12 protein-coding genes and 1 rRNA gene are annotated in these 11,487 nt (G+C 69.0%); 3 read left to right on the forward strand and 10 right to left on the reverse strand.

The genetic code is table 11. The features are described from left to right. Window positions 1-86: 86 nt before the first annotated feature. Both QA861_RS43540 and QA861_RS43545 read left to right on the forward strand, forming a co-directional pair. The gene (locus QA861_RS43540; RefSeq protein ID WP_044472312.1) at window positions 87-857 is read left to right on the forward strand and encodes an ECF subfamily RNA polymerase sigma factor, BldN family; all 771 of its coding nucleotides are present in this window, start codon (window positions 87-89) and stop codon (window positions 855-857) included. Window positions 858-1,220: 363 nt separating this feature from the next. After that, complete coding sequence (locus QA861_RS43545) at window positions 1,221-2,531, forward strand: DUF5667 domain-containing protein (protein WP_334594485.1); 1,311 nt, start codon at window positions 1,221-1,223, stop codon at window positions 2,529-2,531. A 104-nt stretch (window positions 2,532-2,635) separates the two neighbouring features. Here QA861_RS43545 and QA861_RS43550 read toward each other — a convergent pair whose 3' ends face one another. From QA861_RS43550 to QA861_RS43570, 5 genes are all read right to left on the reverse strand, one after another. Beyond that, window positions 2,636-3,760, reverse strand: a complete 1,125-nt coding sequence (locus QA861_RS43550; RefSeq protein WP_334594486.1) for a lysophospholipid acyltransferase family protein — start codon at window positions 3,758-3,760, stop codon at window positions 2,636-2,638. 48 nt (window positions 3,761-3,808) lie between these two features. Beyond that, entirely contained in the window at window positions 3,809-4,870 is a 1,062-nt protein-coding gene (locus tag QA861_RS43555) for an NAD-dependent epimerase/dehydratase family protein (RefSeq protein ID WP_334594487.1), read from the reverse strand. Window positions 4,871-5,132: 262 nt separating this feature from the next. Next, entirely contained in the window at window positions 5,133-5,231 is a 99-nt protein-coding gene (locus QA861_RS43560; protein WP_003948845.1) for a 30S ribosomal protein bS22, read from the reverse strand. A 183-nt stretch (window positions 5,232-5,414) separates the two neighbouring features. Further along, entirely contained in the window at window positions 5,415-5,627 is a 213-nt protein-coding gene (locus QA861_RS43565; RefSeq protein WP_004984898.1) for a helix-turn-helix domain-containing protein, read from the reverse strand. A gap of 129 nt (window positions 5,628-5,756) precedes the next feature. Next, window positions 5,757-6,572 carry a phosphatase gene (locus QA861_RS43570; protein WP_334594488.1) on the reverse strand — a complete coding sequence of 272 codons (816 nt, stop codon included), beginning with the start codon at window positions 6,570-6,572 and terminating at the stop codon, window positions 5,757-5,759. Between the two features lie 246 nt (window positions 6,573-6,818). Here QA861_RS43570 and QA861_RS43575 point away from each other — a divergent pair, with 246 nt between their 5' ends. Beyond that, entirely contained in the window at window positions 6,819-7,265 is a 447-nt protein-coding gene (locus tag QA861_RS43575; RefSeq protein ID WP_334594489.1) for a hypothetical protein, read from the forward strand. Window positions 7,266-7,295: 30 nt separating this feature from the next. Here the strand turns inward: QA861_RS43575 and QA861_RS43580 are convergent, their stop codons facing one another. The 5 genes from QA861_RS43580 to rrf all read right to left on the reverse strand — a co-directional run bounded on the left by QA861_RS43580 (window position 7,296) and on the right by rrf (window position 11,448). Then, window positions 7,296-8,471: an acetoin utilization protein AcuC gene (locus tag QA861_RS43580; protein ID WP_334594490.1), complete on the reverse strand. Its 1,176-nt coding sequence runs from the start codon at window positions 8,469-8,471 to the stop codon at window positions 7,296-7,298. Further along, on the reverse strand, window positions 8,422-9,675 hold the full coding sequence (locus tag QA861_RS43585; RefSeq protein WP_334594491.1) for an MFS transporter: 1,254 nt from the start codon (window positions 9,673-9,675) through the stop codon (window positions 8,422-8,424). Before QA861_RS43585 ends, QA861_RS43580 begins: the two co-directional genes overlap by 50 nt. 72 nt (window positions 9,676-9,747) lie before the next feature. Further along, entirely contained in the window at window positions 9,748-10,503 is a 756-nt protein-coding gene (locus QA861_RS43590) for a VC0807 family protein (RefSeq protein WP_334595040.1), read from the reverse strand. A 101-nt stretch (window positions 10,504-10,604) separates the two neighbouring features. Further along, a complete protein-coding gene (locus QA861_RS43595; protein WP_334594492.1) occupies window positions 10,605-11,249 on the reverse strand; it encodes an HAD family hydrolase in 645 nt (214 codons plus the stop codon). Window positions 11,250-11,331: 82 nt separating this feature from the next. Beyond that, window positions 11,332-11,448 (reverse strand): 5S ribosomal RNA (gene rrf, locus QA861_RS43600). Window positions 11,449-11,487: the final 39 nt, after the last annotated feature.

Raw genomic sequence — 11,487 nt, forward strand, 5'->3', positions numbered from 1 at the left:
CAGACGCAAACCGGTACCCCTCCGTCGCTACGACGGGTGAAAGGTCCCGCACTGCACGTGATGGAAGCTCTGCCTCTGGGAGTCCCGTGTACCCACACGTCGGGGTTGACGCCTCGGGCCTGGCTACGCTGCGCGCAACGGTCCTAGACCTGTTGCGCGGCTTCGTCCCCACCGCGTACGCCGTCCCCGCATTCGCCACCGCCGCACCACTCGGCCCGTGCTACGCGCTGGCCGACGGCACCGCCGCGGTCGGCAGACGAGGTCGTGCCACCGGCGCCGCCACCACTCGCCGCCCTGCGGCGGACAGTGACAGCGCCCGCATGATGGACCTTGTCGAGCGTGCCCAGGCCGGCGAGGCCGACGCTTTCGGCCGCCTTTACGACCAGTACAGCGACACTGTGTACCGGTACATCTACTACCGGGTGGGCGGAAAGGCCACCGCCGAGGACCTGACGAGCGAGACGTTCCTGCGCGCCCTGCGCCGCATCGGGACCTTCACCTGGCAGGGCCGCGACTTCGGCGCCTGGCTGGTCACCATCGCCCGCAACCTCGTCGCCGACCACTTCAAGTCCAGCCGTTTCCGGCTCGAAGTGACCACCGGCGAGATGCTGGACGCCAACGAGGTCGAGCGCTCACCGGAGGACTCCGTCCTGGAGTCCCTCTCGAACGCCGCTCTCCTCGACGCCGTCAAGCGCCTCAACCCCCAGCAACAGGAGTGCGTGACCCTGCGCTTCCTCAACGGGCTGTCCGTCGCCGAGACCGCGCGCGTGATGGGCAAGAACGAGGGCGCCATCAAGACCCTCCAGTACCGCGCCGTCCGCACGCTCGCCCGGCTCCTCCCGGAAGACGCGCGCTGAGCACCGTAAGAGGTACTCCGCGCACGCCTCCGCCAGGACACCCCCGCACCGCACCCGCCCCCGCACCCGCAGATCACCGGGCACGCCCCGCCCCGCCCGGCGGACTCGCCCCGCTTTCGCCTGTCCGGGGACCGCACACTCAGCGACTGCCAACTCACCTTCCGTGAAAGTCCGTTGAGTTCGCGGTCCGGTCATCCGCCGTCCGTAACCCAAGTGCCGCGCCACTCGTTGTGCGGGATACAGGCTCCCTGTGGTCACTCCCCGACCGTCTTCGATCACCCGATCGAGTTGATGCGGTCAGGGATGTGCAACCCTCAGGACCCCCTGGGGAGCCGACCGTCATGACGAGAGGAGGTGCCGCCAGTGATCGCGAACGTTTCGGCACACCGGCGGGCGAACGCCTTCGCCCAGGCCTTGGAGCAGTTGTCCGACCGGGACTCGGCGGCCGAGCAGCCCGAAGGACCGGCACCGGACGCTGCACCGGATCCGGCCCCGGCTCCCGCGGAACGGGCGGACCACCAGGCGGACCACCGGGCGGAACAGACCGAACCGAGCCGACTGGTGGCCCTCGCGACCGGTCTCGGCGAGCTGCCCAAACCGGTGCTCGACCCCGCGGTCAAGGTCGTCCACCGGGCCCAGCTGGTGGCCGCGATGGAGGCCATGCTGCGGGACGGCACGGTACCGGGAGGCCGGGCGACGGACCCTTTGGTGCCCGAGCAGCGCTCCCGGACCAAGGGAGGTGCTCACCGGGCGAGCGGGCTGGGGAAGTTGCGACCACGTACCCGGCTGACGAAGGGTCTCGCCGCAGGCGGACTCAGCGTGGGTGTGGCCGCGGGAGCCTTCGGCGGCGTCGCCGCTGCCAGTTCCGACGCCCTGCCGGGTGACTCGCTGTACGGCCTCAAGCGCGGCATCGAGGACATCAAGCTCAACTACCTGACCGAGGGTGCCGGCGAACGCGGCCAGGTCTACCTCGACCAGGCCTCGACCAGGCTCAACGAGGCGCGTCGGCTGATGGAGCGCGACCGCGCCGGCCAGCTCGACCACGAGTCGCTCGGCGAGATCCGCCGCGCCCTCTCCGGTATGCGGCACGACGTGTCGGAGGGCCACCGCCTGCTGCACGAGGCATATCAGCACGACCCCGACTCCCTGGGCCCCATCCAGGCCCTGGACGCCTTCTCCCGCTCCCACCGCGAGGCGTGGGGCGCCCTGCGCGACCGGCTCCCCGTGCAGCTCGGGGACGTGAGCCAGGATGTGTCGTCGGTCTTCGACGCCATAGACCAAGAGGTCGCCCCCCTCCAGTCGCTGCTTCCCAAGCCCCCCTCCAGGAGTGGCGGAAGCGGCGGTGGCGGCGGAAACCAACGGCAGGGCTCCGGACCGGGGTCGAGCACCAGCTCTTCCGGTTCCGACCGGTCGGCCGCCCCCAGCAACACCGGCGGCAACTCCACCGACGGCCGCGAGTCCAGCAGCGGCAAGCCCAAGCCGTCCGCGTCCGGCACCGGCGGCGACGGCCTGCTCGGCGGCAACACCGGCGGCCTCCTCGACCCGCCCGAGGAGAACGGCACGGCGTCCCCGTCGACGACCACCCCGTCCGACGCCGAGCCCGACGTCACGCTCCCGCCGCTCCTCCCGGGTCTGCTGCCCGGCCTGGGCATCGACAGCGAGGACGCGAGCTAGCGCGGTCCGCCGTACGACGTTCGGGGGCGCCCTTCGCAGGAAGGGCGCCCCCGAACACGTACAGCCAACGTCCGTGGGCGAACCGGCGTCAGGCGAAACCGGCGTCAGAAGAAGACCGACCGCCGCTGCACCAGCAGCTTGTAGAGGGTGTGCTGGATCTGCTCCCTGACCTGGTCCGTCAGGTTGAACATCAGCATCGGGTCCTCGGCCGCCTCCGGCGGATAGCCGTCCGTACGGATCGGCTCGCCGAACTGGATCGTCCACTTCGTGGGGAGCGGGACCGCGCCCAGCGGACCCAGCCACGGGAACGTCGGAGTGATCGGGAAGTACGGGAAGCCGAGCACCCTGGCCAGCGTCTTCGCGTTGCCGATCATCGGGTAGATCTCCTCCGCCCCCACGATCGAGCACGGGATGATCGGCGCGCCCTGCCGCAGTGCCGTCGACACGAAGCCGCCGCGCCCGAAACGCTGCAACTTGTACCGTTCGCTGAACGGCTTGCCGATGCCCTTGAAGCCCTCCGGCATCACGCCGACCAGTTCGCCGCGCTCCAGGAGCCGTTCCGCGTCCTCCGCGCAGGCCAGCGTGTGACCGGCCTTGCGGGCCAGTTCGTTGACCACCGGGAGCATGAAGACCAGGTCCGCCGCGAGAAGCCGGAGATGGCGCCCCGCCGGGTGGTTGTCGTGCACGCCGACCTGCATCATCAGGCCGTCCAGCGGCAGCGTCCCGGAGTGGTTGGCGACGATCAGGGCGCCACCCTCGGCGGGGATGTTCTCGATGCCCTTGACCTCGACCCGGAAGTACTTCTCGTACAGGGGGCGCACCATCGACATCAGGACCTGGTCGGTGAGTTCGGCGTCGTAGCCGAACTCGTCGACCTCGTAGTCGCCGGTGAGCCGGCGCCGCAGGAAGGACAGTCCGCCCGCGATCCGACGCTCCAGGCCGCCGTCAGCGCCGCCGTCCGGGGCGGGCGACGGGTTCCGGTGGCCCGACTGGTCCTGGGACTCCTGCGCCTTCTGGGACTCCTGGGACTCCTGGGGCGGCTGTTGCTCTCGTGTCACCTGGCCATCATCCTGCGGACGGCCTCGTCCCGGCAGGGGCTGGACCTCGCGAACCACCGCCGGTTCGCCCTTGCGCCGGCCGCTCGCCCCGCTCCGGCGGCGCGACGGCCGCGGGACGGCGCCCGCGCGGGACCTGTCGTCGTCGAACGGAATGACCTTGGCATCCGCCATCGTTGATGCGCTCCTCGGTTGGCGCTCTGCGTCGGTGGGCTGTCTCCGTCAGGTGGCCGGGGTACGGCCGCCACCCGCGAAGGGGACGAACGGCAGCGCTGCGATCCGGTCGACGACCCCCGCGAGGGCCTCCGGCGGCAGCAGACCCGGACCACGGACACGCGCGAAGTCCTCGAACGTCCCGGCGGTCGTGAACTTCGGCCGGTAGCCCAGCGTCTCGCGCATCTGGTTCGTCGCCACGACCCGGCCGTGCGTGAGCAGCCGGATCTGCTCGGGCGAGAAGTCCGTCACACCCAGCGTACGCACCAGCGAGCCGGCCCAGTTGACCGCGGGCAGCAGCAAAGGCACGGTGGGACGGCCGAGCCGCCGGGAGCACTGCGAGAGCAGCAGGACTCCGTCGCCGGCGATGTTGAACGTGCCGCTGTTGAGCGTTCCGCGTTCCGGCTCGTGCGAGGCGATGCGCAGGACCTCGATCACGTCGTCCTCGTGCACGAACTGGAGCCGCGGGTCGTAGCCGAACACGGTCGGCAGGACCGGCATCGCGAAGTACTGGGCGAGCGGCGAGTCCGCGGTCGGCCCCAGGATGTTGGCGAAGCGCAGCACCGCCACCGCGACGTCGGGCCGCCGCCGGGCGAACCCGCGCACATACCCCTCGACCTCCACGGCGTCCTTCGCGAAGCCGCCGCTGGGCAGCGACTTGGGCGGGGTGTTCTCGGTGAAGACCGCCGGATCACGGGGCGCGGACCCGTACACGTTCGTACTGGACTTCACGACCAGCCGCTTCACCCCGGGCGACTTCTGACAGGCACCCAGCAACTGCATGGTGCCGATGACGTTGGTCTCCTTGACCATGGCCCGGCTGCCACTGCCCAGCGCGATGCCCGTCACGTCCAGGTGGACGACCGTGTCGGCGTTCGTCTCGGCGAGCACCCGCGCGATGGTGGGCTGCCGGATGTCGGCCTGGACGAACTCGGCGCCGCCCAGATGGTGCTCGGGGGGAACCGCGTCCACGCCGATGACCCGGTCCACCTGGGGGTCACGCTGGATCCGTCGGACGAACCGGCCCCCCAGCTGACGGGCCACTCCGGTCACGAGCACGACCTTGCCCAAGATCAGCGCCTTCCTTCCAGCAACGTTCCCGTCCGCGTTCGCTTCGTGTTCCCCGTGTGTGGAGCCCAACCTAGCGGGTTGTTGTTGCGCTGTGATGACCGCCCGATGCGCGACGTCACGAGGACGCACGCATACGGGTCAACACGACCGTGGCCCCCCACCGATACCGGTGGGGGGCCACAGCCTTCACACTCGCTCTCGCTCGCGTTTCAGCGGCGTCGACGAGCGGTAGCGGTCCCGATCTCGCGACCGGACCGACTACCTACTTCTTGTTGCGACGCTGAACACGCGTGCGCTTCAGCAGCTTGCGGTGCTTCTTCTTGGCCATCCGCTTGCGCCGCTTCTTGATAACAGAGCCCACGACTACCCTCGCTCACTTCTCATCACTCGGCGTTGGGCGCCATGGGCCCATACGACCTACAAGGGGCCAGCCTACCCGTCCGAGCGCTGAGGTCGTAATCGAGGGCAATCGAGGTGATCAGACGAGATCAGGGGGGACCCGGTGAAGCCCTGAGGGTCCCCATCCGCCCCCTCTCGACCGCCGTCAGGCTGTCTCCACCCCCACATAGCTCTCGCGGAGGTACTCGTGAACCGCTTGTTCGGGGACACGGAAGGACCGCCCCACCCGAATCGCGGGCAGATGACCGCTGTGCACCAACCGGTACACGGTCATCTTCGACACTCGCATCACCGAGGCGACTTCCGCCACGGTAAGGAACTGAACCTCGTTCAGAGGCCTCTCGCCAGCTGCAGCCATGACACACCTGAACCTTCCGCACTCGACGGTCACCGGCTTCCCCTTCCGGTGACTCTTCGTCGTTGCGTGCTCACTCCCCAATGTAGGGGCGGGTGATGCGAGTGGGGAAGAGGTGCACCCATCGGCGGCCTACTGTGACAGACACGCTCGATTGAGTACGTAGCGGGTAAGCGGCCGGTAGTAATCGGACCGCACACCGTCATCAAGTGGAACGACGACGGACACTCGCCCCTCGGCCTCTCCGACGAAGAGCGCGGGATCGTCCACATCGGCCAGCCCGATGGCCTCGAACCCCAACTGACCTGCGCCGCAGACCCATCCGTGGTCCCCGATCACCAGCTCCGGGAGCGTTCCGCCGGCCTCGGCGGCGGCACTCAGAGCGGTCCGAACCGGGAGGGGAGAGTGCGTGTGTGCGCCGGGCTCACGCCGGGCGGCCCCAGCACGCGCTTCCCGGGCGAGGGCGACTCCTCGTACGTAGTCGAGGTTGTACGTGCGTAGACCGAACCGGGTCGTTATGTCGACAGAGCTACCCTGCGCCGGGGTGAGGACAGCACATCCCGCCGCCGACAGAGCGTCCGCCAAGGAGGCGTAGAAACCCAGCAGTCGATGCGGGTGACCGGTGCCCAGGAGTACGGGGGCACGGCGGCGCGCGACTGCGGAGAGTCGCTCGGCGAAGGCGTCGAGGGCTGCGAGTGTCCGCTCCGGATCGATCACATCACATCCGGAGACGCACTGCGGATCGGCCGAAACCCCACATCTGTCAGCCATCAAAGCGATCAGATCCCGTTGCCGCCAAGTCCGTTCGGGATCGAGTCCGATCAGCGCCCGGGGATCACGAGCGGCGAACAGCCGATAGCTCCGCAGACTCTCCTCCCGCGAGGTCGCCACGGGCCCGGCGAGACGGGCGGCCAGGAGATGGGCGCGGAGGGCGCCGGCGCTCAACACGAAAGCGATGGTGACGGACGCGGGCACCGGGCACGACGGGAACGCCGAAAACACCGCACAGTTGGCGTAATGCCGCGAACCCCGCCCCCGAGCGGCTTGTTACACGGATGACAGGACCGTGACAAAAACGGCCACAACTGTCCTACGTACTCCCGGGTCTCATCTCATGTGTGCGGCAGCGGCCGGCCGACCGCCGTCATCCGCGGCCCGCACACACCGACCAGTCGTCACCACAGGGGGAACACCATGAAGCTGTCCCGTCGTACGTCCACCACGGCCACCGCGCTCGCCGCCCTCATCCTCGCCGGCACCGCCGTCGCGACCGCCCCGGCCTCCGCGGCGACCACACCCGGCGCGTACAACGGCGCCTGCGGCCCCGGCTTCTCCGTCGTGAACTGGACAGAGGTGCAGTCGTCGCCGACCAACGTCATCGGCACGGTGTACGTCACCTTGAACTACTCCACCGGCGACAACTGCGCAGTCCTCGTCCGCACCAAGCCGGGCACCCGCATGTACATGCAGGTCACCCTCGACACCTGGCCCGCCTCCAGCAAGCCCGTGGAGGACCATGGCTCCTTCAAGGAGTACGCGGGACCGATCTACCTGGACGCCGCCACGGTCTTCCAGCAGTGCCTGACGTGGAGCGGCTCGATCGACATCTACTACAACAGCGGAAGCGGTCTCTGCGCCTGACAGCCGGACCACACCCTGACGGGCCGAGCCCTACGCCAGCAGCCCACGCAGCGGGAACACGGCCCGCCGAGCCGCCACGACCGCCTGGTCGAGACGGTCGGCGGGGTCGTACCCCGACTCCCAGTCGGCGTAGGCCACCGGCCACCGCCCGTCCGTCATCCGCGCCGGCGCCAACTGCCGGGTACGCGCGAACACTTCCTGCCGCCACCCCTCCGGGATCATCGCCGTCGGCTCGACAGCCCGCCCCGCCGCGATGGCCACCAGATGCGTCCAGGACCGCGGTACGACCTCCACCACCGCGTATCCGCCGCCGCCCAGGGCGACCCACTTCCCGTCGGCGTACTCGTGCGCGAGGTCGTGACAGGCCACCTGCACCGCCCGCTGCGCGTCCAACGACACGGCGAGATGCGCGAGCGGGTCCTCGAAGTGGGTGTCGGCCCCGTGCTGGGTGACCAGCACCTGCGGCCGGAAGTCGGCGATCAGCTCGGGCACGACCGCGTGAAAGGCCCGCAGCCATCCCGCGTCCCCGGTCCCGGCCGGCAACGCGACATTGACGGCGCTCCCCTCGGCAGGACCCTCCGCCCCCGTCTCCTCGGGCCACCCCGTCTGCGGGAACAGCGTGCGCGGATGCTCGTGCAGCGAGATGGTCAGCACCCGCGGGTCCTCCCAGAACGCGGCCTGGACCCCGTCCCCGTGATGCACGTCCACATCCACGTAGGCGACCCGCTCGGCCCCCAGCTCCAGCAGCCGGGCGATGGCCAGCGAGGCGTCGTTGTAGATACAGAACCCGGACGCGCCCCCCGGCATCGCGTGATGCAGGCCGCCCGCGAAGTTGACGGCGTGCATCGCCTCTCCGCGCCACACCGCCTCGGCGGCCCCGACCGACTGCCCCGCGATCAGCGCGGACACCTCGTGCATCCCCGCGAAGGCCGGATCATCGACGGTCCCCAGCCCGTACGCCGTGTCGGCCGCCCCCGGGTCGACGGACGCCGCCTTGACCGCCTCGATGTAGTCCGCACGGTGCACAAGCCGCAGGGTCGACTCCCCGGCGGGCTTCGCCGAGACCACGTCCACTTCCCGGTCGAGCCCGAAGGCGTCGACGAGTCGCCGGGTCAGGGCGAGCCGGACCGGATCCATCGGGTGATCCGGGCCGAAGTCATAGCCCGTTACTGCCTCGTCCCACATCAGCTGTGCGCGGCCGCTCATGCCCGTCACCGTATCCGGCCCGTCCCGGATCGAACGACCCCGCGTACTTCAACGTCACCAGGACCAACACCATCGGAACGAGCATCGCCCCGCGGTAGTTCCACAGATCACCCAAAGCCCCCACCAGGGGCGAACCAATCAGGAACCCGACGTAGTTGAAGATGTTGAGCCGCGCCACGGCGGCATCCGAGGCCCCCGGGAACAGCCGCCCGGCGGCGGCGAAGGTCTGCGGCACGATCACGCACAACCCGAGCCCCAGCAAGGTGAACCCGAGCATCCCGACCCACGCCCCGGGAGCCACCGCCACCACCCCGAACCCGAGCGCCGCCAGCATCGCCCCCGCCCGTACGACGGTCACGGCCCCGAATCTCCGCACCCCGACGTCCCCGATGGCCCGCCCGACGAGCGTGGTGACCATGTAGACGTTGTACGGAACCGTCGCGAGCTGCTCGGAACTCCCGAGCACGTCCTGCAGATACTTGGCACTCCAGTTGGAGACCGTCGAGTCCCCGATGTAGGCGAACGTCATCACCAGACACAGCGGCAGCAGCAGCCTGAAGACAAGGGCACCCGAGTCGGCCCCCGCCCCGGGCACGTCACTCGGCACCGAGTCGAACTTCGCCTCTCCCCCGCTTCCGCCCCCGTCCCGCGCGTCGACGTACCACCGGCTTCCGACCAGCACGGCCGGCAACAGCACGGCCACGACAGGCAGATAGGACACGGAGAGGGCGAGATGCCAGTGCGCGCCGACCCAGGCCAGCGAGGCCCCGACGATCCCACCCAGGCTGAACGCCGCATGGAACCCGAGCATGATGCTGCGCCCGTACGCCCGCTGCAGACTCACCCCGAGCATGTTCATCGAGGCGTCGAGCCCACCGACGGCCAGCCCGAACGCCCCCAGCGCCACAGCCACCTCGGCGACATGGTCCCCGGCGCCGACAGCGAGCAGCGCCAGGAGCACGACGGGCTGCGACCACCTCAGTACGAGACTGGGCCGCACCCGCTTCACCACCTGCTCGGCGCAGACACTGCCGACCCCGGCCAGCACGGGGACGGCGGCCAGGAAGATCGGCAGCATCGCGTCGGAGATGCCGTACCGGTCCTGGATGGCCGGGATCCGTGTCACGAGCAGCGCGAAGGCGGCGCCCTGAGCAAAAAAACTGAACGCCAGCGAGGCCCTACCGCGCCGCAGCACATCTGTCATGGCGGCGAGCGTAGGGCCCCGGCTTACTCGTGGGTAGATGATTCGGAAGGTGAATTCTGCTCACCTTTGATCTCAACCGGCAACCACGTCCATCTGTACACGGTGAGCCACCGCACCACCACGCTTGGTGTCAAAGCCGGCCTGAGAACCAGCATCCGAGGCCTCGCTACCGCCCTCGCGCTGCCGGGCGACCTCTGCGCGAAGCATCAGCTTCATGGGCTCTACAGCGAGCGCACCACCGACGAGAACACCCAGCACCATCGCCCCGACCATCATGACGGTGCCGAGCCAGACCATGGTGTCGACGGAGAGGACGTACACCCCCACGATCCGCGCGACGCACTCCCCCAGCAGCACCACACCCCACACCACCGAGAAGGTCCGCTCGGCCCGCTGGAACCGCGGGGACCCACTGACCAGCCGCTCCCAGGCGGCGACCCGCTCGGCATCTCCCCTGAGGAGGAACGGCTTCATCCCCTCGGTCATCATCGGCCGCCCGAACCGGACCGACACCAGCACGCCGATCCCGACGACACTGCTGACCCCGCTGTCCTTCACCAGCATCAGCCGCGCGTCCCCGGCGACAAAGCTGAGCAGCACCCCCGCGACATTGACCACGAGGATGAGCGCGGCCATCGCGTTGACCGTCCGCCCCCGGATCACACTCCACCCGGTCCGCACCGCGGGAACGGCACTGCTCCACCCGAGCGCGGCGACGGTACTCATCCCGAGCCCGTTCCTGAACACGTAGTACGACCCGACAGGCACTGCCACATCGAGGACCAACGGCAGAAGGCTCCGTCGAAGGGAGGCCGAGTTCGTCGTCACTGTTGTCATGCCTCAAGCCTGGCGGTCACCCCCACCCCGCCGACAGAAACGAACGTCCACACCCTGGCATGACAATTGTCAGCGCCACCGCATGCCCGTCCTCAAACAAGCAGGTCAGCCAACTCGCCCATGCTCCCGAAGAGTTGAGTGGCCCCGACCAGCCGCTCGGCGGGCGTCATGGCGGTGAACCCGAGCACATCCATCCCGGCCGCCACAGCGGCCCGCACCCCCAGCGGACTGTCCTCGACCACCACACACCGGTCAGCCGCCACCCCCATGCGTTCCGCCGCGTGAAGAAACAGATCGGGCGCCGGCTTCCCCCGCCCCACGTCCTGCGCACTGAAAACCCGTCCCGCGTCGAACCACCGATCGAGCCCGGTGGTCCGATGGCCCACCCGAATCCGCTCATGGCTCCCGGAGGAAGCCACGCAGTACGGCACCCCGTCGGCCGCCAACTTCTCCAGTACGTCGACCACGCCGGCCACCGGCTGCAGCTCCCGCTCGAACGCGGCGAACACCCGACTGTGAAATACGTCATCGAAGTCGTCCGGCAACAGCCGCCCGCTGCGCTCTTCCACCAGATCGTGTACGCGGTGCATCGCGGAGCCCATGTAGTCGCGGAGGGAGTCCTCGTACGAGGTCGGATGCCCGAGCTCGGTGAGATAGGCGGCCAGAAGCGTGTTGGAGATCGCCTCACTGTCGACGAGAACACCGTCGTTGTCGAAGATGACAAGGTCATAGCGCATAACTGGACCCTAAATGCTGAACGACCGTAAACGCAGAAAAGCCCCGGACCGGTTTCCCGGTACGAGGCTTTTCGCAATATTTGTTCGGCGGTGTCCTACTCTCCCACAGGGTCCCCCCTGCAGTACCATCGGCGCTGTGAGGCTTAGCTTCCGGGTTCGGAATGTAACCGGGCGTTTCCCTCACGCTATGACCACCGAAACACGGTGAAACACATATCAACCGCACCACCCGTGACCT

Origin of the sequence: Streptomyces sp. B21-083 (assembly GCF_036898825.1) — a bacterium.
Lineage (GTDB): Bacteria > Actinomycetota > Actinomycetes > Streptomycetales > Streptomycetaceae > Streptomyces.

Excerpts from the sequence above, each read along its gene's own strand:
- QA861_RS43550 (WP_334594486.1), bottom strand. The coding sequence starts at position 3,760 with ATGGCGGATGCCAAGGTCATTCCGTTCGACGACGACAGGTCCCGCGCG.
- QA861_RS43565 (WP_004984898.1), bottom strand. The coding sequence starts at position 5,627 with ATGGCTGCAGCTGGCGAGAGGCCTCTGAACGAGGTTCAGTTCCTTACC.
- QA861_RS43575 (WP_334594489.1), top strand. The coding sequence starts at position 6,819 with ATGAAGCTGTCCCGTCGTACGTCCACCACGGCCACCGCGCTCGCCGCC.
- QA861_RS43580 (WP_334594490.1), bottom strand. The coding sequence starts at position 8,471 with ATGAGCGGCCGCGCACAGCTGATGTGGGACGAGGCAGTAACGGGCTAT.
- QA861_RS43585 (WP_334594491.1), bottom strand. The coding sequence starts at position 9,675 with ATGACAGATGTGCTGCGGCGCGGTAGGGCCTCGCTGGCGTTCAGTTTT.
- QA861_RS43595 (WP_334594492.1), bottom strand. The coding sequence starts at position 11,249 with ATGCGCTATGACCTTGTCATCTTCGACAACGACGGTGTTCTCGTCGAC.